This window comes from Bifidobacterium santillanense, assembly GCF_018555385.1.
GTDB classification, from domain to species: domain Bacteria; phylum Actinomycetota; class Actinomycetes; order Actinomycetales; family Bifidobacteriaceae; genus Bifidobacterium; species Bifidobacterium santillanense.
The window spans coordinates 55721-82091 of sequence record NZ_JAFEJS010000007.1 but is presented as its reverse complement, the minus strand read 5'-3'; the positions used below and the strand labels follow the sequence as shown (position 1 = coordinate 82091).

At 66.0% G+C, this 26371-nt stretch carries 15 protein-coding genes and 1 pseudogene; 13 read left to right on the top strand and 3 right to left on the bottom strand.

Translation table 11 applies throughout. The features are described 5' to 3' along the window. The first annotated feature begins 20 nt into the window (after positions 1-20). Entirely contained in the window at positions 21-3908 is a 3888-nt protein-coding gene (locus JS528_RS07500) for a thiol reductant ABC exporter subunit CydD/CydC (protein WP_214358462.1), read from the top strand. A gap of 24 nt (positions 3909-3932) precedes the next feature. Here JS528_RS07500 and JS528_RS07495 read toward each other — a convergent pair whose 3' ends face one another. Then, the gene (locus tag JS528_RS07495; protein WP_240541398.1) at positions 3933-6053 is read right to left on the bottom strand and encodes a sugar porter family MFS transporter; all 2121 of its coding nucleotides are present in this window, start codon (positions 6051-6053) and stop codon (positions 3933-3935) included. Positions 6054-6353: 300 nt separating this feature from the next. Here JS528_RS07495 and JS528_RS07490 point away from each other — a divergent pair, with 300 nt between their 5' ends. From JS528_RS07490 to JS528_RS07460, 7 genes are all read left to right on the top strand, one after another. Beyond that, complete coding sequence (locus JS528_RS07490; protein WP_214358460.1) at positions 6354-7706, top strand: ABC transporter substrate-binding protein; 1353 nt, start codon at positions 6354-6356, stop codon at positions 7704-7706. A gap of 119 nt (positions 7707-7825) precedes the next feature. Next, a complete protein-coding gene (locus JS528_RS07485) occupies positions 7826-8770 on the top strand; it encodes a carbohydrate ABC transporter permease (protein ID WP_217626160.1) in 945 nt (314 codons plus the stop codon). A gap of 54 nt (positions 8771-8824) precedes the next feature. Continuing rightward, entirely contained in the window at positions 8825-9814 is a 990-nt protein-coding gene (locus tag JS528_RS07480; protein WP_214358459.1) for a carbohydrate ABC transporter permease, read from the top strand. A 281-nt stretch (positions 9815-10095) separates the two neighbouring features. Then, complete coding sequence (locus tag JS528_RS07475; protein WP_214358458.1) at positions 10096-12285, top strand: beta-galactosidase; 2190 nt, start codon at positions 10096-10098, stop codon at positions 12283-12285. Positions 12286-12601: 316 nt separating this feature from the next. After that, the gene (locus JS528_RS07470; RefSeq protein WP_214358514.1) at positions 12602-13720 is read left to right on the top strand and encodes a LacI family DNA-binding transcriptional regulator; all 1119 of its coding nucleotides are present in this window, start codon (positions 12602-12604) and stop codon (positions 13718-13720) included. Between the two features lie 155 nt (positions 13721-13875). Continuing rightward, positions 13876-14745 carry an aldo/keto reductase gene (locus tag JS528_RS07465; protein WP_214358457.1) on the top strand — a complete coding sequence of 290 codons (870 nt, stop codon included), beginning with the start codon at positions 13876-13878 and terminating at the stop codon, positions 14743-14745. 119 nt (positions 14746-14864) lie between these two features. Then, positions 14865-15638, top strand: coding sequence for an HNH endonuclease family protein (locus tag JS528_RS07460; protein WP_214358456.1), 774 nt, complete (start codon positions 14865-14867; stop codon positions 15636-15638). 43 nt (positions 15639-15681) lie between these two features. Here the strand turns inward: JS528_RS07460 and JS528_RS07455 are convergent, their stop codons facing one another. Next, entirely contained in the window at positions 15682-17055 is a 1374-nt protein-coding gene (locus tag JS528_RS07455) for an ATP-binding protein (protein ID WP_214358455.1), read from the bottom strand. Between the two features lie 172 nt (positions 17056-17227). On the opposite strand from JS528_RS07455, the pseudogene JS528_RS07450 reads away from it, so the two are divergent. Both JS528_RS07450 and JS528_RS07445 read left to right on the top strand, forming a co-directional pair. Continuing rightward, a pseudogene (locus JS528_RS07450) lies at positions 17228-17443 on the top strand (HNH endonuclease family protein); the annotation flags it as partial. 445 nt (positions 17444-17888) lie between these two features. Beyond that, positions 17889-19148, top strand: coding sequence for an Nramp family divalent metal transporter (locus JS528_RS07445; RefSeq protein WP_338069782.1), 1260 nt, complete (start codon positions 17889-17891; stop codon positions 19146-19148). A gap of 1561 nt (positions 19149-20709) precedes the next feature. Here the strand turns inward: JS528_RS07445 and JS528_RS07440 are convergent. Beyond that, complete coding sequence (locus JS528_RS07440; RefSeq protein ID WP_240541397.1) at positions 20710-21723, bottom strand: hypothetical protein; 1014 nt, start codon at positions 21721-21723, stop codon at positions 20710-20712. Between the two features lie 534 nt (positions 21724-22257). Between JS528_RS07440 and JS528_RS07435 the strand changes: the two genes are divergently transcribed. The 3 genes from JS528_RS07435 to JS528_RS07425 all read left to right on the top strand — a co-directional run bounded on the left by JS528_RS07435 (position 22258) and on the right by JS528_RS07425 (position 26348). After that, on the top strand, positions 22258-24519 hold the full coding sequence (locus JS528_RS07435) for a hypothetical protein (RefSeq protein ID WP_214358454.1): 2262 nt from the start codon (positions 22258-22260) through the stop codon (positions 24517-24519). A 21-nt stretch (positions 24520-24540) separates the two neighbouring features. Beyond that, positions 24541-24969: a hypothetical protein gene (locus JS528_RS07430; protein ID WP_214358453.1), complete on the top strand. Its 429-nt coding sequence runs from the start codon at positions 24541-24543 to the stop codon at positions 24967-24969. 470 nt (positions 24970-25439) lie between these two features. After that, on the top strand, positions 25440-26348 hold the full coding sequence (locus JS528_RS07425) for a hypothetical protein (protein WP_214358452.1): 909 nt from the start codon (positions 25440-25442) through the stop codon (positions 26346-26348). Positions 26349-26371: the final 23 nt, after the last annotated feature.

Below are 26371 nucleotides of genomic sequence, written 5' to 3'. Positions count from 1 at the left end.
CGGCATAGAGAAGGGGATTCATGTTCGACAAACGACTGTTCCAGCTGGCGCCCGGCATCGGCCGGCTCGTGGCGGGCAAGGTCGCCTGCCTGTGGGTGGCGCTCGCCGCCAACATCGGCTTCATGATCGCCCTCGTCGCCCTGCTGTCCGACGCGCTCGCACAGGCCACGGCCGCGAGCGCCCCGATGGCCGGCGACCTCCTCTTCTACCTCGCGATGATCGCTGTATGCGCGGTCGTGCGGTTCGCGATGACCACGCTCGCCGCACGCCTGGGCACCGAGGCGTCCGAACGCGTCAAGCTCGCCCTGCGCGAGCGGCTCTACCGCAAGATGCTCGCGCTCGGCCCCTCCTACTCGTCGCGCGTGAGGACCGCCGACGTCGTCCAGTCCGCCGGCGAGGGCATTGAGCAGATCCAGAGCTTCTTCGAGCTGTTCCTCCCGCAGCTGTTCTACGCTGTCCTCGCGCCGCTCACCCTGTTCCTCGTGATCGCCCCGATCAACCTGCCCACCTCGCTCACGCTGCTCGTGTGCGCGCCGCTGATCGTCGTGATCGTCGGTCTCGTCGCGATGAGCGCCGCCCGCGTGTTCAAGAAATACTGGGGCCGCTACACCGACATGGGCGCCGCCTTCCTCGACGACCTGCAGGGCCTCGAGACCCTGAAGGCGTTCGACGCCGACGAGCGCGCCGCCCGCGAGATGGACGAGAAGGCCGAGAACTTCCGCGTCATGACGATGCGCGTCCTGCAGATCCAGCTGCGCTCCCTGTCCGCGATGGACATCGTCGCGTACGGCGGCACCGCGGCCGGCATCGGCACGGCCCTGTGGCAGTACGCCTCGGCGTCCGGCCGTCCGGCGCCCGGCGTCTCGCTCGTCGCGTGGGCCGGCACCCTGCCCGGCCCCCTCGCGTACGTCGGCTACCTGATCTCCTACGTCTTCCCGTTCGGTCTCGGCGGCTCGATCACGCTCTCCGGACTGCTGCTCGTCGTCCTGCTGTCCGCCGACTTCTTCATCCCGCTGCGCCAGCTCGGCTCATATTTCCACGTCGCGATGAACGGCATGACCTCGACGAAGCGCATCTTCGCGCTCCTCGACGCGCCCGAACCGCCGCACGGCGGCGAGGTCCTGCCCGCCGGCGCCCGCGCGCTCGCCGTGAACCTGTGCCACGTCGGCTTCGCCTACCCGTCCGACGCCGCGTCCGGCAAGGCCGCCCCCGCCCTGTGCGACGCGTCCCTGACCGCGACGCCCGGCCACGTCACCGCGATCGTCGGCCTGTCCGGCTCCGGCAAGTCGACCGCCGCCGCGCTCCTCGCCGGCACGATCGCCGGATACACCGGCTCGATCACGCTCGAGAACCTCGAGACCGACGCCGCCGTCGAGGTCTCGCGCCTCGCCGCCGACTCGCTCTCGCGCGCGGTCACGCTGATCGGCGCGCGCAGCCACCTGTTCGCCGGCACCCTGCGCGACAACCTGATGATGGCTCTGCCCGCCGATGACTCCGGTCGCGACGTCGACGAGCGGCTGTGGCGCGCCCTCGAGCAGGCGCGCATCGCCGACTTCGTGCGCGACCAGCCCGCCGGACTCGACATGACCATCGAACAGGACGCCGCCAACCTCTCCGGCGGCCAGCGCCAGCGCATCGCCATCGCCCGTGCGCTCCTGCACGACGCGCCGATCGTCGTCTTCGACGAGGCCACCAGCAGCGTCGACGTCGACAGCGAAACGCTCATCCTCGACGCGATCCGCGACCTCGCCCGCACCCACGGCAGGACGGTCATCATGATCACGCACCGCATGGCCAACGCCGCGCACGCCGACCGCGTCGTCGTCCTCGACCACGGCGAGACCGTCGAATCCGGCACCCACGCCGACCTCATCGCCCGCGGCGGCCGCTACGCCGAGCTCTTCCGCACCCAAGCCGATATCGAGGCCATCGGGGGAGCGTCCGGCGAGACCCCGGACGGGCGTGACGAGTCCCCCACCGAGACCCATACGCGTCACGGCCATCATGGTCACCGTGGCCACCATGGCCACCGCGTCTCCGAGCGCGACCGTCGCGCCGCCCGCGCCGCCTCCCGATCCGCGGAACGACCCGTCTCCCGCGCGGCCGCGGCCACCGCGGTGTCGACGCAGCGCGTCTCCGTCGCCGAGTCCGCAGAGAGCACGACCTCCCCGGATTCCGTCGCCGCTCCGGCCGCCCGCACTACCTCCGCACCCGCTGCCCCCAAGCCGATGACCACCCCGCAGCTCATCGCCCGACTCCTTGACGAGGCCAAACCCCTCGCACCCCTGATGGCCGCGGCCTCCGTCACCGGCGCGATCGGCCACCTCGCCGCGACCTTCCTGCCGGTCTTCGGCATGATCGCCGCGTTCGCGCTCGCCGGCCGCCCGGTGTGGGGGATGGGCGTCGCCCCGGCTGTCGCCGCGATGGCCGTGTGCGCCCTCCTGCGCGGCGTCATGCGCTACGTCGAGCAGTACCTGAACCACAACGTCGCGTTCCACCTGCTCGCCCTGTTCCGCTCGAAGGCGTTCGCCGCGCTGCGCCGCCTCGCGCCCGCCAAGCTCGCGTCCCACGGCAAGGGCGACCTCATCGCCCTGATCACCACCGACGTCGAACTGCTCGAGATCTTCTTCGCGCACACGATCAGCCCGGTCGCGATCGCCGTCGTCACTTCGATCGCCTACGCGCTCGCGCTCCTGACGCTCGACCCGTCGATGGCCGCGCTGCTCGTCGCCGCGCACCTCGTGATCGGCGTCCTCGTGCCGCGCTTCTTCGCCACCGGCGTGCGCAGCCTCGGCCCCGCGATCCGCCGTCAGGCCTCCGCCCTCGACGACGTGATGCTCGACGACATGCGCGGCCTCGACGAGATCATCCGCTTCGGCCGCGGCGAGGACCGCGTCGCCGTGATCGTCTCGCGCACGCGCGAACTGTGGCGCCGTCACGCCGACCTGAGCCGCGTGAACGGCCGGTTCGCCGCGATCGGCGGCCTGCTGGTCCTCCTCCTGACGACCGCCGGCGTTCTGCTCGCCGTGTTCGGCGCGGCCGGCGCCTACTCCAGTCCGATCGTCGTCGCGTTCGTCCTGTTCGCCAGTTCCTTCGGCCCCACGATGGCTCTGAGCGCGCTGCCCGCGAACCTCACGCAGACCTTCGCCTCCGCCCGTCGTCTCTTCGCTCTGATGGACGAGACGCCGGCCGTCACCGAGACCGGCACGGCGAAGCCCGACTACGCCGGCATGTGCCTCGACCACGTCGTCTTCGCCTACCCGGCCGACGCCGCGGACGACCGCGACCCGGCCACCGCCTCCCGCACGCCCGTGCTCGACGACTGCTCCCTCGACGTGCCGCGCGCCGGCATCCTCGGCATTCAGGGGCCGTCCGGCCGCGGCAAATCCACCACGCTCAAGCTCCTCATGCGCTACTGGGACCCGCAGGACGGCGAGGTCACGCTCTCCGGCACACCGCTGCCCGAGGTCGACGCGCACCACCGCCGTCGCGTTCAGGCCCTGATGGGTCAGGAGACCCACCTGTTCGACGGCACGATCCGCGACAACCTCCTGATCGCCCTGCCCGAGACGTCGGACGCCCCGTCCGACGACGTCCTGCGCGAGGCGTGCCGCAGGGCCTCCGTCCTCGACCTGATCGATTCGCTGCCCGACGGACTCGATACCCCCGTCGGCGAGCTCGGCGATCGCCTGTCCGAAGGCGAGCGCCAGCGCATCGGCCTGGCCCGCGTGTTCCTGCGCGACGCCGACCTCGTCCTCTTCGACGAGCCGACCAGTCGCCTCGACGCCCTCAACGAGGCCGTCATCCTCCGTTCGATCCGCGCGCTAGCGGACGGGGACCGCGCCGTCGTGCTCGTCTCCCACCGCGAATCCGCGATGCGCATCGCCGACGAGGTGCGTTCGTTCTAGCGCGCCGGGTCGCGCCCCGGGCGCCTACGCCTTGATCAGCGCGTCGAGCGAGTCGAGCGCGCGGTCGATGGCCTGCGCCTCGCGTCTGTCCTCGTCCGGATCGTATGCGCCGGACGGGTCGAAGGCCTTGGCGCGCAGCAGGTCGGCGGCACGCGCCGATGCGGCGTCGTCCGCGCGCGGCAGCAGCACGCCGCGCGAGAGCTCCGGATCGGGCGTGATCGGCCGCGGCGGGGTCGCCTCGCCGTACTCCAGCACGCGCGGCCGCTCGCGGTCCCTCGCGGCGTCCGCGCGCAGCGATTCGAAGTCCGGCAGCACGACCGGACGTTCCTCGTCGTCCACGTCGCGTCGCGGGTCGGCGGCGGGCGCCGGGGCCGCGCCGGCGACCTCGATCGATTCGACCGCCGTCGCATCCTCGCCGTGCAGACGCGACGCATGCAGGGCGGCGTGCACGCCGGCGGGCCACAGACGCGCGAACTCGGTCGCGAGATCCACCGCGGCGGATTCGGCCGGCGTCGCGTACGCCGAGGCGTTGCGTGTGTAGGCGGCCAGGCGCGCCTCCTCGGCGGCCTTCTGCGCGGCGGCCCGTTCGGCCGCGGCCCGCTGCTCCGCCTCGATCTCGAAGATCCGCTTCTGCGCCGCGACCCGCGCGCGCTCCGCGGCGGACATGATGCCCATCGCCTGCAGCCGCTCGTTCTCCACGCGCATCATCGTCGCCTCCGCGTGGCGGATGTTCGCGTCCGCGGAGCTCAGCGCGTACTTCGCGGCCGCCAGCTCGGTGTTCGGCCGCCACAGGTGCTCGATCTCCTCGAGCGTGCGTCCCATCGTCTCGGGCACGATCGCGATGATGCCGATCAGTCCGACGAGGTCGAGGATGCCGAAGAGCGCGAACGTGAACCCGCCGCCGAACCCGTCGATCATCATCGGGGAGAACATGCCGATCATGAAGTTCGCGCACAGCAGACACGTCACGCACAGGCCGGTCGCGCGGCCACGCAGGTAGGTGGGGAACAGCTCGGGGATGACGATCCACGGGATCGGGCCCATCGAGAACGCGAACGACGCGGCGAACATCATCACGAACACGAGCATGAGCAGCGAGCTGCCCATCGCGTACGCGGCGGAGATGCACAGCGCGAACAGGCACATGAGCCCGGTGCCGATCGCCATGAGTCGCTTGCGGCCGAACGTGTCGATCAGGTACATGCCGATGACCGTGAACACGAGCTCGATGCCGCCGACGGACGCGGCCGCGAGGAACTCGGTGTCGCCGCTGAAGCCCATGTCGGCGAACATGACCGGGCCGTAGTATGAGATCGCGTTCATGCCGACGAACTGGTTGAAGATCGCCAGGAAGATGCCGACGGCGAGCGGGCGGCGCAGACCCGGGCGGAACAGGTCGTGGAACTCCTCGGACATCTCGTTCTCGAGCTTGACCGACGCGCGGATGTCGTCGGTGCGCAGACGCGCCTTCTCGGTGCCGAGGATGTGCTCGAGCACCTCGAATCCCTCCTCGGTCCGTCCGGTCTGGATGAGGAACCGGGGGCTCTCCGGCGCGCGCAGCATCGCCACCAGGAAGGCGGCGGCCGGCACGGCGCCGAGGCCGAGCATCCACCGCCAGCCGGTGGAGACGTCCCAGCCGTTCGTGCCGTAGGAGGCGATGACGTAGTTGATGACGTTCGTCAGGAAGATGCCGCACACGGCGAGCATCTGGTAGGAGAAGGAGAGGAGACCGCGGATGTTGGTCGGCGCGGACTCGGTGATGTAGGTCACCGCGAGCGCCGCGGCCAGGCCGATGCCGAAGCCGCCGATGATGCGCGCGGCGATCAGCGTGAACGGATCGAAGGTCAGCGCGCTCCAGACCGCGGAGACGAGGAAGAACGCGCCGCCGATGACGAGGATCCTGCGTCGTCCGAACCGGTCGGACAGGAATCCGGCCACCGCGGCGCCGATGATCGCGCCGATCATGATGGACGAGATGACGAGTCCCTCCATCATCGTGTCGAGTCCGTATCTGGTGCGCAGGAACTCGATCGCTCCGGAGATGGAGACGGTGTCGTACCCGTACAGCAGTCCCGCGAGACCGGCGCTCAGCGCCAGTCCGAACGTGTATTTGCCCGAACCCTGCGTACGGATGCTCGTTCCCAAAGGGTTTCGCTGTTTCGAATCCGCCTGAAACAGGCCCGCCATATGCTTCTTCCTCTCAATGCAGCTCTGGGGGATATCTGCCATAGTAGCCGCATCCGGGCCGTTTGTGGCAGAGGCGTCCACGCGTATGTGAGCGCGCACATGCGGACATGCCCGTCCGCGACACGCGGTGACGACGTCGTGGTACACGGGTGTATCATCGTAACTGTGCTTGGTACACGGTTGTATCAACCAGGCATCAGGAAACAGGACATCGTCGGCCGGAGGAGGAGCTCCGACCCCAGTCCAGGAGGAGACATCATGCGAAACATCAAGAGGATCGTCGCGGCCACCGCCGCCGTTGCCACGCTCGTCGGACTCGCGGCCTGCGGCTCCAGCAGCAACGACTCGAGCGCGAACAAGGGCGACGCCGACAAGGCCGAGCTCGTGTTCTGGGGCTGGGACTCCGGCAACTCGATGAAGCAGATCATCGCCAACTTCGAGAAGGCCAACCCCGGCATCACCGTCAAGTTCAACAACACCGGCACCGCCGAGAAGACCTCCACCGCCCTCTCCAACGCGATCGCCGCCGGCAACGGCGCCCCGGACGTCGTCATGCTCGAGGACCCGACCGTCACCCAGTTCGCCGTCACCGACGGCCTCGTCGACCTCTCCGAGTTCGGCGCCGACAAGCTCGCCGACGACTTCGCCGCCGGCCCGTGGAACAAGCTGCAGTACAACAACAAGCCGTACGCCCTGCCGATCGACTCCGGCCCGGAGATGTTCTTCTACAACAAGGCCGTGTTCGACAAGGCCGGCGTCGACGGCGAATCCATCAAGACGTGGGACGACTACTACGAGGCCGCCAAGAAGATCCGCGCCACCGGCTCCTACATCACCAACCTCGCCGGCACCTCCGGCGACTACCAACCGTTCACCGCGCAGATCTGGCAGGCCGGCGCCCAGCCGTGGAAGGTCGACGGCGAGAAGATCACCATCAACATGACCAAGGACGCGGGCATGCAGCGCTACATCAAGTTCGTCCAGAAGCTCATCGACGAGGACCTCGTCGACACCAAGACCCCGAACTGGTCCGACGACTGGAACCGCGAGCTCAACGACGGCACCATCGCCTCCCTGACCATCGGCGCGTGGATGCCGATCAACCTCATGACCGGCGCCCCTGACCAGGCCGGCAACTGGCGCGTCGCCCAGCTGCCGCAGTGGGAGGAGGGCCAGCAGGTCTCCGCCGAGGACGGCGGCTCCGCGCTCGCCGTCGTCAAGCTCTCCAAGAACCAGGCCGCCGCGTACAAGTTCGTCGAGTACATGACCCATGGCGACGGCGCCCAGGAGATGGCCGACACCGGCACCTTCCCGTCCCTGAAGAAGATCCTCCAGTCCGACTCCTTCACCGACCCGACCACCGAGGGCAACAAGAAGACCAACGACTACTTCGGCGGCCAGAACGTCAACGAGGTCCTCGCCGAGGCCGCGCAGCGCCCGACCGAGAAGTTCCAGTACCTGCCGTACAACCCGTACGCCCAGTCCACCTACGGCGACGAGGTCTCCAAGGCCTACACCAAGGAGATCACCCTCGAGCAGGCGCTGACCAACTACGGCAAGAAGCTCGCCGAGCAGGGTGAGCAGCAGGGCTACACCGTCACCGTCAAGTAGCCTCTCGCCTCATTCCACCTCTTTCGCATCACGGAGCGGGGATGCCCCGGCGTCCCCGCTCTTTGCATGCCCGAAGGCCACATCAACCCCAACCCATCTGAAAGGAAGCCCGATCCATCATGTCAGCATCATCCGCAACCACCGCAGGCGTGACGGGCCCCGACGTCCGTCATTCGGCCACGGCCCGCGTCAACAAGCACAAGGCCGACTGGCGCGGCTGGAAGTTCATGTGGCCGTTCGCCCTCGTCTTCATCTTCGTCTTCATCATCCCGATCTGCTACGCGATCTACATCTCCTTCTTCAAGAAGCAGATGATCGGCGGCACGAAGTTCGTCGGCTTCGAGAACTACGCCCGCCTCCTCGGCGACACCCAGTTCTGGTCGTCCGTCGGCCGCGTGGCGCTGTTCACCTGCGTGCAGGTCCCGATCATGCTCTTCCTCGCCGCCATGATGGCCCTCGCGCTCGATTCGATGAAGCTGCACGGCACCAAGTTCTTCCGCATCTCGACCTTCCTGCCCTACGCGGTGCCCGCGGTGGTCTCGACGTTGATCTGGGGCTTCGTCTATGGCGCCAAGTACGGCCTCGTGGGTTCGCTCAACGACGTGCTGGGCACCAACCTCGACCTGTTCGCGCCGAACATCCTCCTCGCCTCGATCGGCAACATCGTGACGTGGGAGTTCACGGGCTACAACATGCTGATCTTCTACAGCTCCCTGTCCACGATCCCGCACTCCCTGTACGAGGCCGCGTCTATCGACGGCGCCTCGGAGTGGCAGATCGTCAAGTCCATCAAGCTTCCGGAGTTGAAGGGCAGCCTCGCGATCACCGTCATCTTCTCGATCATCGGTTCGTTCCAGCTGTTCAACGAGCCGTCCATCCTGCAGAACATGGTCCCGGGCAATGCGATCACGACGTACTACACGCCGAACATGTACGCCTACAACCTGTCGTTCTCCGGCAACCAGTCGAACTACGCCGCCGCGCTGGCGATCACGATGGCGGTCATCACGATGGCGATCGCGTACGCGGTCCAGCTCAACAGCATGAAGGAGCAGATGAAGTGACGTACGCCGTGACGATCAAGTCGATGACCATCCCGATGGGTAAGGAGCTGTGAAATGAGTGCCGCAACAACTTCCGCGCAGTCGCTGCGCGAGCAGGAGAGGGCCGCCCGCAGGGCCGAGAAGGAGCGCCAGAAGCGCATCGCCCGCGACGAGGCCGCCGAGCGCCGCCGCGCCGAGAAGGCCGGATTCGCGAACGTCAACAACCCGCGCAGGTCCGTCGCCCTGACCTTCCTGTGCGCGATCTTCGCCGTCTACTGCCTGTTCCCGTTCGTCTACCTGATGATCAACGCCACCAAGACCCAGGCCGACTTCACCTCGACCTTCGGTCTCGGCTTCGGCAGGACCTTCGCCCTGTGGGACAACATCGTCACCGTGTTCACCTATCAGGACGGCATCTTCGGCCGCTGGTTCATCAACACGATCCTCTATGTCGTCGTGGGCGCCGGCGGCGCCACGCTCCTCGCGATCATGGGCGGCTACGCGCTCGCCAAGTTCCGCTTCCCGGGCCGCAAGCTGGTCTTCGCGATCATCATCGGCGCGATCTCCGTGCCCGGCATCGCCCTGGCCGTCCCGCAGTTCCTGCTCTTCGCCAAGCTGGGACTCACCAACACCCCGTGGGCCATGATCATCCCGAGCCTCGTGTCCACCTTCGGCCTGTACTTGATGTGGATCTTCAGCGAGCAGGCGGTGCCCACCGAGCTGCTCGAGGCCGCGCGCGTCGACGGCGCCTCCGAATGGCGCACGTTCTGGACCATCTCGCTGCCGCTCCTCGCCCCCGGCATCGTCACCACCGCGCTCTTCTCCATCGTGGCGACGTGGAACAACTACTTCCTGCCGTTGATCATGTTGAAGGACGCGAACTGGTACCCGCTGACGATCGGCCTGAACCAGTGGAAGGACCAGGCGTCCACCGCGGGCGGCCAGGCGATCCAGAACCTGGTCATCACCGGCTCGCTGATCACGATCATCCCGCTGATCATCGCGTTCCTGTGCCTGCAGAAGTACTGGCAGTCCGGCCTCGCCGCAGGCGCCGTCAAGGAGTGATCGGCCGCCACATATGACCGTGGAACATGGTTTCGTGCGGTGCCCGGGGCGTGAACGGATATGTCATATCCGACACGCTCCGGGCCGCTCGGCCAAGTCCTACGGTCGGACATGACATATCCGTTCACGCCCCTCCGTTGCGCCGCGATGTTGCGTATGAATCGAATACTTCAGAGCCCCTCCGCTTTCGCTGTTTGTCGCATGACGCGGTGTGCCGGGCGTGACAGGTTCCCCTCCCGCCGGCGCGACCGCTTTCCCATCATTTGAATAAGGATTCGAACATGACTACTCGTAGACCATTCCGTTGGCCGGCCCTCCTGACGCCGAACGGCCGCGGCATCGCGTACGGCGGCGACTACAACCCCGACCAGTGGCCGGACGAGGTCGTCGACGACGACATCCGCCTGATGCGCGAGGCGCACGTCAACACCGTCGCCCTCGCCATCTTCAGCTGGGACCGGATCGAACCGCGCGAGGGCGAGTACACGTTCGACTGGCTCGACTCCGTCATCGATCGCCTCGGCGCCGCCGGCATCGCCGTCGACCTCGCCTCCGCGACCGCCGCCGCCCCGCTGTGGCTGTACGAGAGGCACCCCGAGGTGCTCCCGGTCGACAAATATGGCCACACGGTCAACGCCGGCTCCCGCCAGTCCTGGCAGCCGACGAGCCCCGTGTTCAAGGAGTACGCGCTGCGCCTGTGCCGCGCGCTCGCCGAGCACTACAAGGACAACCCGTATGTCACCGCGTGGCACATGGGCAACGAGTACGGCTGGAACAACCGCTACGACTATTCCGACAACGCCCTCGCCGCCTTCCGCGCGTGGTGCGAACGGAAGTACCGGACCATCGACGCGCTCAACGACGCGTGGGGCACCGCCTTCTGGTCGCAGCACGTCAACTCGTTCAACGAGGTCCTCCTGCCGCGTCACATGGGCGGCGATGCGATGGTCAACCCCGCCCAGCAGCTCGACTACGAGCGTTTCGGCAACGACATGCTCCTCGACTTCTACAGGGCCGAGCGCGACGCGATCGAGGCGATCTGCCCGGACAAGCCGTTCACCACGAACTTCATGGTCTCCACCGACCAGTGCTGCATGGACTACGCGCAGTGGGCGTCCGAGGTCGACTTCGTCTCCAACGACCACTACTTCCACGAGGGCGAGTCGCACCTCGACGAGCTCGCCTGCTCGGACGCGCTCATGTCGTCCCTCGCCGCCGGCCGCCCGTGGTACGTGATGGAGCACTCCACGTCCGCCGTCCAGTGGAAGCCGCTCAACGCGCGCAAGCGCCACGGCGAGCTGCTGCGCGACTCCCTGGCCCACGTGGCCCTGGGCGCCGACGCGATCAACTTCTTCCAGTGGCGCCAGTCCGCCTCCGGCGCCGAGGCGTTCCACTCCGCGATGGTCCCGCACGCGGGGGAGGACTCCAAGGTCTTCCGCGGCGTGTGCGAGCTCGGCGAGGCCCTCGAGACCCTGTCCGCCGCCGGCGTGCAGGGCACCGAGCTCGAACGCGCCGACACCGCGATTCTCTTCTCCGCCGAATCCGAGTGGGCCACGCGCTCCCAGACCCTGCCGAGCATGCGGCTCAACCACTGGCACGACGTGCGCGACTGGTACCGCACCTTCCTCGAGGCGGGGGAGCGCGCCGACGTGGTCCCGCTCGCCTACGACTGGTCCGCCTACCGCACCGTCGTTCTGCCCACCGTCCTCGTGCTCTCCGCCGCGGACGCACGCCGCCTCGCCGACTTCGCGGCATCCGGCGGCCGCGTCGTCGTCGGCTACGCCACCGGACTGGTCGACGAGCACTTCCGCACGTGGCTCGGCGGCTACCCGGGTGCCGGCGACGGCCTCCTGCGCGAGGTCCTCGGCGTCCGAGGCGAGGAGTTCAACATCCTCGGCGACACCGGCGAGGGCGATCCCACGGAGATCGCGCTGACCCTGCAGGGCGGCGCGGGCGCGTGCGAGCTCACCACCCGCCTGTGGCAGACTGACGTGACCTCGACCGCCCCCGACACCACGGTCCTCGCCGCCTACCACGGCCCGGCCGCCGCCGACTGGGAGCTCGGCGGCACCCCTGCGATCACCTGTCACCCCTACGGCGAAGGCGAGGGCGTCTACGTCGGCTGCGACCTCGACCGCCACGACCTCGCACGCCTCATCACGGCGCTGTCGGCCGTCCCCGAGGGCCGCGCCGGTGCCGCCCCGGAGCCCGGCATGGCCGCCGGTGCCGGTGCCGCCGCGTCCCGCGGTCTCGACCCGAGCATCCTCCACACCGTGCGCGTCTCCGCCGACGGCGCGACCCGCTTCGACTTCTACATGAACCGCTCGAAGCGCGCCGTCGAACTCGAGGGCGTCTCAGGCGAGCCGATCATCGCCCACCAATGCGACCCCCTGCCGTCGCACTCGGGGCAATCGGGCGCCGCCTACACCCTCGGCCGCAACGCGATCCTCGTCACCAGACTCGTGCGCTGAAAACCGCCTAACTCCGTTACGAGGGGTATTTCCGGGGCCTCGCAGACATCAAACCGCGTTACGAGGGGTACCAGGGCGGGGTATCCCGCCCGGAGAACGGCTTGACGGCGTTGGACCGGAGACCGGAATACCCCGGATATCGACGAGCACGTACCCCTCGTAACGCGGTTTGACGTCTGCAAAGCCCCGGAAATACCCCTCGTAACGCGGATGGGCCTCCACAAGGGGAGTGCGGAGGGCGGCACGTCGTCGGATGGGTAAGATGGTGACGTCGAAAACCACGTCCGAGACGTCCGCACGAGAGGGGGAGCAGCCGATGCCCGAAGCGAAACCGCGTCGCGTCACCTTGCGCGAGGTGGCCGAGACCGCCGGCGTCTCCCTCAAGACCGCGTCGAACGTCATCAACGGCTCCGGGCGCATGACCCCCGAGACCCGCGCGAAGGTCGAGAGGGTCATCAGGGACCTCGGCTACCGGGTCAACGTGGCCGCCCGCAACCTGAGCCGCGACCACACCGGCTTCATCACGCTCGCCGTGCCCTCGCTCACACCGCCCTACCTCGCCGAGCTCGCCAACCGCACGATCGACGCCGCCCGTGCCCGCGGCTACGCGGTCTACGTCACCACGTACGCGGAGGGCTCCGCGAAGGGCGCGCGCGATCTGCTGCAGAAGTTCAACTCCACCGTCTCCGACGGCATGATTCTGTCGATGAGCGAGGTCGAGACCATCGCCCCCGAGGACCTCGACGTCGACTTCCCGCTCGTCGTGGTCGGCGCCCGCACCACGTGGGGCAAGGCCGATCACGTCACCCCCGACGACGTCGCCGCCGCCGCGACCGCCGCCGGCTACCTCTACGACCGCGGCTCCACGCGCCTGGCCGTGGTCGGCGCGCGCGGCGCGTACGACGAGACCGTCCTCCTGAACGCGATCGAGGGCAACGCCCAGCTGCGCATGCGCGGCATCATCGAGGAAAGCCGCCGCCGCGGCCTCACGCTCGACCCGCGTCTGATCGGCGCCACCAGCCAGGACTGGACGATCGGCGCTGGCGCCCGCGTCACCCAGCGCCTCATCGACTCCGGCGTCCCGTTCGACGGCGTCGTCGCCCTCAACGACCAGCTCGCCATCGGTGCGATCGCCGCCCTGCGCGCCGCCGGCATCGCGATCCCCGGCCAGGTGCAGGTCATCGGCTTCGACAACATCGAGGAGGCCGAATACCTCCAGATCCCCCTGACCACGATGGATTCGCGCCTCGACTGGACCGCCCCCACCGCCGTCGACCGCATCCTCACGCGCATCGACGCGCGCCGTGCCGCCGCCGGATCGGCGGCCCCCGCCGGCCACGGCCCCGGTGAATCCGGACGACCGCAATCCCCGGTGATCCTCCCCGAACTGCTCACCACCGAATCCCGCGTCATCCCGCGCGCCTCCACCCGCTGAAAAGACGGGTGGCACGGTACCCCCTTGGCCGGCGCGGCGCTCCTTCGGCACCGTGCCCGCGCAGGCGCCGCCCATGCCCGACGCCGGTCCCCGACAAGCCTCGAAACCTCTTCGATCACCGTGTACAGTGCTGTGATAGCAACGAAGGAGCCCACATGACCAACGCAACCAAGCCCACCATCCACATCCCCGCCATCACCTTGAACGACGGCCATCTCATCCCGCAGATCGGTCTCGGCGTGCTGCGCATCGACGACGAGGGCGTCGTGCCCGTCGTCGAGAACGCGCTCGCCGCCGGCTACCGCCACATCGACGGTGCCGCCGGCTACAACAACGAGGCCGGCGTGGGCCGCGCGCTCGCCGTCACCGGCTTCAACACCGGCAAGGCCCGCGAATCCCTGTGGCTCACGACCAAGCTGCGCGACTCCCAGCAGGGCTACGACTCCGCCCTCAGGGCGTTCGACGACTCCCTCGCCAAGCTGCAGGTCGACTACGTCGACATGTACATGATCCACTGGCCCACCCCGTTCGACTGGCGCAGCGGCGAGACCTGGAAGGCGTTCGTCAAGCTGCGCGAGGAGGGCCGCGTGAAGACCCTCGGCGTGTGCAACTTCCTGCCCGAGCACTTGGAGCGCCTGCACGAGGAGACCGGCGAATGGCCGGCGGTCGACCAGATCGAGCTGCACCCCACGTGGCAGCAGCGCGAGGTCGTCGCGTTCTGCAAGGCGCACGGCATCGCCGTCGAGGCGTACTCGCCGATGGCCCGCGGCGCCGACCTCAACGCCGGCGACGGCACGATCGAGCGCATCGCCGCCGTCCACGGCGTCACCCCGGCCCAGGTGATCCTGCGCTGGCACATCGAGAACGGCACGATCATCATCCCCAAGTCCGTCCACGCCGACCGTCAGAAGGAGAACCTCGACCTGTTCGGATTCGTCCTCGACCCGGCCGAGCATGCCGCGATCGACGAGCTCGACGGCCCCACCCGCGCCGGCCACGACCCGCTGACCTTCACCTACGCCTGATCCGGCATCGTTGCCTCCATACGGGCTCTCCCCCGGGAGAGCTCTTTCTCTATGGTCCATGGAGGCGAACCTTCCGGATGGCCCCCGATTCCAGACGCCAGAGAGGAGCATGGTACCGCATGTCCCGCAAGCCATCGAAGTCCCGTGGCAAGTCCACCCGCTTTTCGAAGCGCCGCGCGTCCGCCGCGACCCCGCTCGAACGCATCCTGCTCCTGCTGGTCGTCGTCGCGCTGGGCGGCGTCGGCGCGGGTGTCGGCCTGCCGAATCTGAGTCCCGAGATCGGCAAGGTCACCGGCGAGACCACCGCGTCCGGCCCCGCCGCCGACGCGCTCGCCAAGCTCACGGTCGATGACTCCCAGTCCGGCCGCGGCTACGACCGCGACGCGTTCGGCTACCGCGAGACCGACGACGACGGCAACGGCTGCGACATCCGCGAGGACATCCTCGCCCGCGACCTCAAAGACGTGACCTACAAGTCCGTGACCGGTCACGGCTCATGCCAGGTCAAATCCGGCACGCTCGACGACCCGTACACCGGCAAGACGATCCACTTCACGCGCGGCGTCGAGACTTCCACCGCCGTGCAGATCGACCACGTGGTCGCCCTCGAGAACGCGTGGCAGTCCGGCACGAGCTCCTGGGATTCCGCGCGCCGGCGCCAATTCGGCAATGACCCGTACAATCTGCTTGCCGTCGACGGTCCCGCCAATCAGGACAAGGGCTCCGCGTCCGCCGCCTACTGGCTGCCGACGAACTCCGCCTACCGCTGCGAGTACGTCGCCCGCCAGATCGGTGTCAAGACCAAATACTCCCTGACCGTCACGTCGGCCGAAAAGGACGCGATGCTCGCCGTCCTCCACACCTGCCCCGCCCAACAACTCCCCGAAAGCTGAGGACGGGATCGACGCGATTCCCGGGGATTCGCCTCGATCGGTCTCACCGCTCCGGGTTGTCGAGCAACGGCGCATCGCCCTCGTCGTACGCGCGCAACAGCCGTCGCATCAGGAACGTCGTGAAGTACGGCGCGCTGAACACATGCTCGCTGCTGCCGATGTTGCCCGCGGACAGTTTGATTCCGAACCGGATCTCCGGGTACGAGTCCGACGCGATGAGCGTGCGCATCGACTTCGCCGTGCCCTTGCGCGCCTTCACCTCAATCGGCACCAGCCATTCGCGCGTGCGCACGAAGAAGTCCTGCTCCAGCGTGGAATCCTCCTTCTTGTAGTAGTACAACTCGTATCCTGCCTTGCGCAGCGCCTCCGCCACGATGCTCTCGTACATCGCCCCCTTGTACACGCCGAGGTTCCGGTTCGCGCGCAGATCGTCGCTGGCCTCGTCGTCGAGCATCGCCACGAACAGTCCCGTGTCCCCGAAGTAGATCTTGAACTTGTTCTCGTCGTAGTTGCCCCGCAGCGGCAGTTCCGGATACGTGAGGCATCGGCACACGTTCGCCATGCCCGACGTCTCCAGCCATTCGACGCATCCCCGGTAGTCCTTGAACCTTGCGCCGCTGGCGACCTTGCTGATCTGGAACTTCTTGTTCTCGCGGGCGAGCTGCACCGGGATGTGCCTGAACACGTTCAGGATGCGCGCCTGATCCAGCCCGGTCGCGTATTTGCGGATGTCCTCCTGATAGTCGGCCACCAGCTGCCGCTGCGTCTGCAGCGTTCCGCTGAACGTGCCCGATTCGATGTACGGCGTGACCACCGCCGGCATGCCGCCCAGTACGCAGTAGTCCAGAAACGCGGACGAATAGACGTCCATCTCCACCTGCGAGAACGGCCTGGCTTGCGTCAGATGCTCCAGCATGCCGTCCGCGACGTCCTCGCCGTACCCCTTGGCCCACAGGAACTCCTCGAAATCCATCGAGTACATCTCGTAGTCGGTCTTGTAGCCGACGCTGTTGCTCTCGATCTCCCGATAGCTGATGCCCAGCATCGATCCGCTGCAGATGACGTCGAACCGGCCGTCGATCCTGAGGAACTTCAGCGCGGTGGCGATGTCCGGATGGGACTGGATCTCGTCGAAGAACAGCAGCGTCTCGCCGGGGATGAACCGCTTGGACGGGTCGAGCAGCGAGATGTTGCGGATGATCGCGTCGGCGCCGTATCCGTCCGTCGTGATCGCACGGTACTTCGGTTCCTCCACGAAGTTGATCTCCACGACGTTCGCGTAGGCACCCGCGGCGAACCTTCTGATGGTCTCCGTCTTACCGACCTGTCGTGGTCCCTTGACGATCAGCGGCTTGCGGTCGGGGTCGGCTTTCCATGCCGTGAGGAAATCGTCCGCCTTGCGTTTGAGATATACCATGATCGCCATCTCCTGTGGTGGTTCCTGAAAACGTTGGAAATACAATGATTATACGATTTTATGAGCGACTTTTTCATGGATTTGCACATTTCATGAGCGAGTTTTCCGGAAGATTCGCGATTTCATGAGCGACTTTTCGTCCGATTCCACTATTTCATGAGCGATTTCGCGCCAATTCGGCAATGACCCGTACAATCTGCTTGCCGTCGACGGTCCCGCCAATCAGGACAAGGGCTCCGCGTCCGCCGCCTACTGGCTGCCGACGAACTCCGCCTACCGCTGCGAGTACGTCGCCCGCCAGATCGGTGTCAAGACCAAATGCTCCCTGGCCGTCACGTCGGCCGAGAAGGACGCGATGCTCGCCGTCCTCCACACCTGCCCCGCCCAACCTCCCCAAGAGCTGAGTTTGCGCCTGCGGTCCACGACTGGCGCGGGTAACACGAACGCGCTATACCTTTGCGTGGATTCACGCGGGGGGAAGCATGCAGACAGAGGATACGAACGCAGAAAACGCAAACGTCACGAATGCGGACGGCATGACCGCCGGAGGCGGCCCGGCGGCCGGCAACGGCAACGACGAGAGCCATCGGTCCGACCGGGACCACCGGACGTCCCGTCAGTCGCTGAACGACGATCGCGTCGTCGACGGTGCGAGTTCGACGCACGATCCGACCGTCGCGAACCCGCGGCGGCAGGGGCCCGGCTACGGGCGCGGGCATGCGGTGCGCGTCACGCCCGGCACCGCGGCCGGCAAGGGCTATGGCCGCCGGCACAGCATCCAGAAGCATCGCGAGTTCGTGCTCGAGGGCGGACCGGAACGCGTCGCGTCCGAGATCGAGAAGGAACGTCAGGCCGCGCGCCACGAGGCCGGCGTCGTGCGGCACGGACATTCGCTGGCGAGCATCCTCGGCCCCGCGTTCGTGGCGGCCGTCGCCTACGTCGACCCGGGCAACGTGGCCGCGAACGTGACCTCCGGCGCCCGGTACGGGTACATGCTCATGTGGGTGCTGGTCGTCGCGAACGCGATGAGCGTGCTCATCCAGTACCAGTCCGCCAAGCTCGGCATCGTCACCGGCAAATCCCTGCCGGAGCTGCTCGGCGAGCGCATGAGCGATGCGGGCCGGTTCATGTTCTTCATGCAGGCGGAGGTCATCGCCATCGCGACCGATCTCGCGGAGCTGATCGGCGGGGCGATCGCCCTGAACCTGCTGTTCGGCCTGCCGCTGTTCGTCGGCGGCGTGGTCATCGGCGCGGTTTCGACCGTGCTGCTCATGTTCGAGGGCGGGCGCACGCACCGTCTGTTCGAGAAGATGGTGATCGCGCTGCTGCTGGTCATCACGTTCGGGTTCATCGCGGGGCTCTTCATCGCGCCTCCCGCGCCAGGCGACGTGCTCGGCGGTCTGGTGCCGCGGTTCTCGAACCGTGATTCCGTGCTGATGGCCGCCTCGATGCTCGGCGCGACGGTCATGCCGCACGCGATCTACCTGCATTCGACGCTCGTCAACGATCATTACGCGGGCGGCGAGGAACGGCCCACCACGCGCGAGCTGCTGCACGGTTCGAAGATCGACGTGTTCTGGGCGCTGGTGCTCGCCGGCACCGTGAACCTCGCGCTGCTCATCCTCGCCGCGAACTCGCTGTACGGCATGAAGGGCACCGATTCGATCGAGGGCGCGCAGCATGCGATCGTGAGCGTGCTCGGCCCGGTCATCGGCACGATCTTCTCGGTCGGCCTGCTGGCCTCGTCGCTGAGCTCGACTTCGGTCGGCACGTACGCCGGCTCCGAGATCATGCACGGACTGCTGCGCATCAAGGCCCCGATGTGGGCGTGCCGCGTGGTCACGCTCGTGCCGGGACTGATCGTCCTGTGGTTCGCGCCGAACCCCACCGAGGCGCTGGTCATCGGCCAGGTGATCCTCTCGATCGGCATCCCGTTCGCGATCATCCCGCTCCTGCGCTACACCCACGACCGCAAGCTCATGGGCGAATACGTCGATGGCACCGTCAAGCACGTGATCTTCATCGCCGTCGCCGCCCTGATCGTGGCCCTCAACGTCCTCCTCATCGCCCTCACCCTCTTCGGCCTGGCCTAGCCTCCCGCACCCGGTCTGGCCTAGCCTGGCATAACCCTTTGGGTCTGGCCTAGCTTGGCATAACCCTTTGGGTCTGGTCTAGCTTGGCATAACCCTTTGGGTCTGGTCTAGCTTGGCATAACCCTCCCATGTCAGTCCTCGTTGCTGAGCTCCACCTCGGTCGGGACGCATACGCCGACTTCCGTGGTTGTCGTCCCCACTTACTCCGGGATTCCCGCCGTCTACTCCGGGATTCTCACCGTCCACTCCGGGGATTGCGTCACTTTTCCGTATGAATTCCCGGAGTAATCCGTGAAATTCCCGGAGGAGGAATGCGGCCCCGGTGCCTTGCATAGTGCTCCGGGACTCCCCTGCCAACTTCGGGATTCCTGTCATCGTGCTGCGGGATTCCCACGGTTCGCTCCGGGAATTGCATCACTTTTCCGTATGAATTCCCGGAGTAAGGCGCAGGAGTCCCGGGATGGAGCGCGGTATTGCTCGGCGTCGGCCCCGCGTCTCGCTCAGAATCCCTCGGCCCCGTGGTTCGCTCCGGGCTTCTCACCGTTCGCTCCGGGAATTGCATCACTTTTCCGTATGAATTCCCGGAGTAATCCGTGGAATTCCCGGAGGAGGGAATGCGGCCCCGGTTCCTTGCATAGTGCTCTGGATTCCCCTGCCAACTTCGGGATTCCTGTCATCGTGCTCCGGGATTCTCACGGTTCACTCCGGGGATTGCATCACTTTTCCGTTGAATTCCCGGAGTAAGAACGCGGGCGATGCGATGTGCCGCGTGGCCTCACGTGCCCCGTGCCCAATCCGTGGTACTCAGTGAGGTTTCGCCCGATTCTGATGCCGAGTCCCACGAATCGGGGGTACTCAGTGGATTTCGGTTCGATTTTGACGCTGAGTACCACGACGTCCACGCGCACGCGGCCTCCGCCATTATTGACGCATCGTCAAATCGGCTATTTTCCAACGAAGCGCAATCGTGTTGCCGGCATGCAAGACCGCCCGCGCAGGGAGCCCGTGGTACTCAGTGCAAAAACAGCCGGAAAGCATGCTGAGTCCCGCGGAATCGTGGTACTCAGCGTATTCCGGCCCGGTTTCGTCGCTGAGTACCCCCGGATGGGGTATTCGGCACATCCGCGCCTGATCTCGACGCTGAGTACCACGCCGCACTCGTTCGCGCGGTCTCCGCCAGTATCAGCGCATTGTCAAATCGGCCATTTCCCGACGAACCAGACCGCGTCGAAAGCGCGTAAGGCCGCCTGCGCGAGGGGCTCGTGGTGTTCACGTCCGATTCCGATGCCGAGTCCCGCGAATCCGTCGTGTCCAGCACAAAATCCGGCCGCAAACGCACTGAATCCCGCGAATCCGTGGCATCCAGCACAAAACACGGCTGCGAGCGCATCGAGTCCCACCGGATGCGGTATTCGATGCTGCCGGCCAATTCGTCGCTGAGTCCCGCGCGGTCCGTCCTGTGTAAGCCTCGCTGGAGGCTTCAACGCATCGGCCCTTGCCCGGTAACCTTCACATGTGCCGGGGACGGAACGACGCATCCCGCCTCGCCCCGCGCCCGCATCTATCCCCGCCTCCGCACCTCCCGAATCACGGTCTCGATCGGCGCCTCGGCCACCCGGAACATGAACTCCGCCCCACGCATCGTCAGCACCCGCGCCACACGGAACGCGAATTCCGCCCTCGCGCCCGCATCCGCCAGCGTCGCCCCGGTCGCGACGAAGATGACCCAATCGCGCCCGCGCAGCAGGTCGCGTTTCTCCGTGTCCCGCCGCCACTGCGCCTTGTCCGTGCGATGCTGGTCGCCGTCGTACTCGACCGCCACCCGCCACTGCGGCCACGCCATGTCCAGCGTCATCGCCGCGCCGGAGCGGAACGCGACGTCCGGCACCGTGTGGTTCAACGCCATGTCCGGCAGTCCGTGACGCAGCAATGACAGCCGTTCGCGCGACTCCGGCGGCGAGTCGGCGCCCGGCCGGATGAGTTGGATGGACGACAGGCACGCGCGTTTGCCCTTGAACCGCGGCAGCGTCTCGGCGAACGCGAGCAGGTCGCGATGCACGCCGGCCGCATCCCGTCCGCGTGCGAGCGCCCGCTGTCTCGCCGTCGCGGTGATGATCGCGTCGCCGAGGACGATCAGCGATTCGAGTGGCAGGTGGTCGGCGAGCTGCGCCCACGTGTGGAACAGGTCGAGCGCGTAGACGTTCCGGTTGACGCGCACGTTGCCGTTCTGCGGCAGCGCCCGCCACAGGTGCGTGACGGTCGCGCCCGACCGCACGCGTTTCGTCCGGTCGCTGGACACCGTGTGCAGGAGCGTCGGGTCGAGGTCGCATCCGTCCGGGATCGGCGCGGATTGCAGGGCGAGTGATGTGGTCATGCCGAACAGCAGCTGCGTGCCGGCCGATCGCGCCGCGTCGGTGCAGCGTCGGATCGCGTCGCGTCTGCGCTGGTCGAGCGAGACGAGCATGGAGGGCGATTGCGCGGTGGGCTGCGCGAGCTCGGACGCGTACATCGCGCCCGGTGGGGGAGTGGTGGCGGCTGATGCCGCATCGTCTTCGATGGAGCCGTAGGTGATCATGCCGCCACGGTAGGGGACCCGCCCGCGTCCGCTCCACCCGTACGGCCGATGTGGACGAAGCCCCCGCGAGTCCTCGCGCGCGGTGGGTGATGGGAGACTTCAACCTCGCGTCAGCGCAGCGTACGGCTCGGAAATCGGGGTTGGAACGGGTCCTGCGGAATCACCATGATCGGTCCACGGTGTTATGCGGGACGTGCGGAGACCCCGGCGTTTCGCGGGGGAGGTTACGATTCGATGAACTCGTTGTGAAGGTGCGGAAAGCTTGGAATTTCGGCAATTCTAGGCAACTATGTCGCATTTATTGACGCAGTGTCACCTGTGTATCGATGGTGAAAGCGGTCCGATTGGTGGTATCGGTCTCAGGGGTGGTAGGGGGGGTGTCGCTATCTTAGTCAACCGAAAGGATTCCATACGTGAGTAGGCCTTGTAGCGGTTCGCGGAATCGTGGAAGTTTCGCATTCGGGGTCTGAGCACGGGGGTCCGACAATCGTTCGAAAGCACGGTCATGACGGCCGCGCCCACGAAGGAGAAAGTATGAAGAAACTACGTACGAAGGGCACCGTCGCGGCCGCCATCGTGGCCTCCGCCGCGATGCTCCTGTCGACCTTCGCCATCGCCCCCGCGAACGCCGCGGACGGCACGTGTGCTGCATCCGATCAGGATACGTTCAACACCTGCATCACCAGCGGCGCCAGCAACATCACCGTCAACAAGACCATCAAGTTCAACGCCGGTAAGGCACTGATCGATCTTGGACTTGCCTTTGGCGGCGAAACGGATTTGGCGGATAGCTATGGCACGCCTGTGGAATATACTCTCGATCATTCCGTGACGATCACGGGTGAAGGTTCTTCCGCGATTCTGCGCAATGTGATCTTTACTGTTCCCCAGAATCAGACGTTGACACTCGCGGGAACCATCGTCCTCGATGACATCAACCTTACCGGCACGAATCTACTGGGTCTTCTGGGCCTGCAGGGACTTCTGAATCTGGTGGGTGGAGTCAAGGGCATTCCGACTGCCATTAATGTGGCCGGTGGTACTTTGAATCTCGAAGACACTGCTCACGTGGCTGCTGGTGCTAAGAATGCATTGAATCAGCAGCGCGCGATTGCCGTAACTGCGGGACAGTCCATTGTTAATCTGAACAGCTCTGGTGAATACAAGCGTTCCGAGCAAGCAGGACTGGATATTCAGGTTCTTCCGGGACTTAGTGATAGTAACTTGATTGTCAAGGCCCTTAATGATTTGCTGGGGGCGTTGACTATCAAGCGTACCGCGGCTTACCCGACCGTGTGGGGTCGTGATGCGGCTGTGTATTCGGAGCCGGGTGTGACTGATGCGACCATCAACATCACGAACGGCATCTACTCCAACCAGAAGGATAAGGAAGTTCTCGGCAAGACTTATCTCAACGGTGCCGTCTCCTCGTCCGCGACGGTGAACATCACCGGTGGCAACAACGTGAAGATCAGCAGCGTCAAGATCGGCAACGGCGTTGACAAGAACCACAATGGCTCCAACACCACCGGTACGCTGAACCTCGACAACCCGAAGGCGCAGCTGGATCAGGTAGTCGAGAACGATACCGACGCACAGGCCGCCTCCACCGACAGCTGGGCTCTCGAGCTCCGCAGTTCGGCCACGGCCAACATCACCGCCGGCAGCATCAACGACACCCTGCACACCAACTCCCCGAAGGTCATCGAGTCCGAGGCCGGTTCCAAGATCAACATCCTCGCTGGTGGCACCGAAGCCGGCGATGTGAAGATCGCGAACCAGTCCTACTGGATTCGGGAAGCCCAGAAGAGCGGCGCCAAGTTCGCCGCCAAGGTGAACGCCAACGCCTCCGTCGCCGGTGAGGACACCAGCTCCTACGAGCTGTGGAGCAGCGGCGCCGCCAAGACCGACAACACCCTGGCCCAGCTCGCCGCGCTGGTGAAGGCCGAGACCGCGGGCTCCACCCCGGCCGCCGCCAAGCTGTCCCAGTCCACCTACTCGTCGGAGAACGGCCTTTCCGCCGCCTACCTCGAGGACGTGAACGCCGACGGCCGCGCCGTCTACGGCCGCCACGTGATCACCGCTTCGGGCTCCCCGTTCGAGGCCGTGAAGAACAGCACCGCCGGTACCGTCACCCTGTACGGCCTCCCGTGGGTCGGCAAGTACAGCACCGACGGCGACGCCCCGACCCAGACCTCCAAGCTCTTCGCCGGCTGGTACACCAGCCAGTCCGCGTTCGAGAAGGAGGACGCTCTTCAGGCGTCCACGTCCGACGAGAGGCACCACAACTGGAACCCGTCCGACGAGACCTTCGACGGCACCTACGGCCAGACCGTGGTCGTGAGCACCGACAAGTACACGGGCTCTCTGTACCCGCACTTCGTCAGCGACGAGACCATCAAGGTCACTGGCGTGCAGGTGGCTCCGGGCACCAAGACCGGTAGGTACAATCTCCGTTTCATCTCCGGCGTGGACAGCTACAACTTCAAGTCGGTCAACTTCCATGTGGAGTACGCGGGACGTACCCTCGGCGATATCACTTCCACGGGTATCTATGACTACGTGGTCGCCGGTAACGCCAACAAGCTGTTCCCGAAGAATCCCTACGTGGGGTATGAAGGCTATGAGCAGCTTCCGGAACAAGGCGATGCCCGTTACGTGACCACTGGTGTCATCAATAACATGCCCGGCGGTGTCACTCTGGACATTACCCCCAGCTGGACGACTCTGGATGGTGTTACGGTCTCTGGCTCGACGTATCAGGTTACTCTGCAAAAAGACGGTACCATCGCCTGAGTGACCGGCTGATCGGATTCAATGATGGGAGAGAAGAAAACCAATGCGCGTCATGGTGTAGGTGGCGCGGCTGTACTGCGTAATCATCGTACGGTGGTTATCGCGGTTATCGCGGTCATTGCAGTCATCTGCATCGTGTGCGCATTGGTCTTTGTCGGTAATCGCCAAGCTGATGGTGTTAGGAATAATCCTGCCGCTGATACATCCACTAGTACGTCGCAGACTGATACCGATGGCTCTTCAGCCACCAGTATCAGCCCTGACGGCGAAGGATCCTTGGACTTTGATAAAGCCCTACAGGAGCAGTCCGATGGTTCTTCAACTTCTGACAGTGATTCGCAATCGTCTCAGAAGGGAACTACGGGATCCGGCAGGACTTCGTCATCCCAAGATGGTTCGGGCGCATCTCATCCCGAATCCGATTCCATGGGCTTCGGTGATGTGCAGTAATTCGGCTTTGCCGGAGTCCTAGCTTCTGTATCCGGATGTTGACCCATAAGTTGACATTCGGATACAGATATTTGAAATTTAGATAACCCTTCACAGGGTGGGAAAGAAGATTATCATGAAGCTATATAAAGAGCCTTCTTTGGAACTGCTTATGGTGACATCCAACGATGTTATCTGTGAGTCTAATATGAACAACGCGTGTGGTCCGAATCATGTGGGTCCCTGTGGTACCGAAAACGGCAACGGTGGTGGCAGCATCGACTGGGATTGACGGCCCTACAGAGTAGCGGCCAATGAGCTTTGCGCGGATTACAGGAGATTAAGGGCGATGTGGCACTGCCGCTTCGCCCTTTTCTTGTAATAGATTTGGCAATTGAGGATTCCGCTCTTGTTCGCCCCGCTCGCCCCATCACCATGTCCGACCGCACCCGCTCGGACGCACTGCACCCTCGCCCCGCTAAGATAGCCGTATGACTGATTTCCGTATGCGCGTGGCCGGGCTCGACGTGGCTGTCCGGTCCATCCACGACCGCATCCGCATCCAGTGCGCCGACTACCTCATCGCCTCCCGCGGCTTCGACGCCGACGCGCGCGAGGCCGACCTCGCCGTCGCGACCACCCAGTCGGACATCGACCACGAACGCACCATCGGCGAACCCGGCGACTGGCGCGACGACTATCTCGAGACCCTCGCCGTCTTCCGCAGAATCGCCGAATACGGACCCATGCACGACCGGCTCGTCTTCCACGGCGCCACCATCGAGGTCGACGGACGCGCGTATATCTTCACCGCGCCGTCCGGCACCGGCAAAAGCACCCACATCCGACTGTGGCGGCGCGTGTTCGGCGATCGCGTCGCCATCATCAACGGCGACAAGCCGATCCTGCGCATCGAACGCGACTCGTCCGGCGGCGCCCCGCGCGTCGTCGCGTACGGCACCCCGTGGGCCGGCAAGGAGGGATGGCAGCGCAACGTGAGCGCGCCCCTCGGCGGCATCTGCGTCGTCGAGCGCGCCGTCCCGGCCGACGCATCCGCGCTCAGGGACTCGGCCGCGCACGCGTACCCGGCCACCGCCTCGCGCGTGGCCGAATCGATTCTCCTGCACGACGCGGCGCGCGACCCGATCCCCGAGATCGCGACCCCGAACGGACCCGCGTTCCTCGACGACGACGGCGTGCCCAACACCTGCGTGCGGCTGACCGTCGACGAGGCGCTCCCGGTCGTCCTGCGCCAGACCTACATGCCCGCCGACCCGCTCGCCGCGGCCGCCACGCTCGGTCTGCTCGACACCCTCCTGCGCACCGTCCCCATCCACCGCCTCACCTGCACGATCAGCCAGGCCGCCGTCCAGGCCAGCTCCACCGCCCTTCTGCCTTGATGTCCCGTCGGGGTGTGATGTCA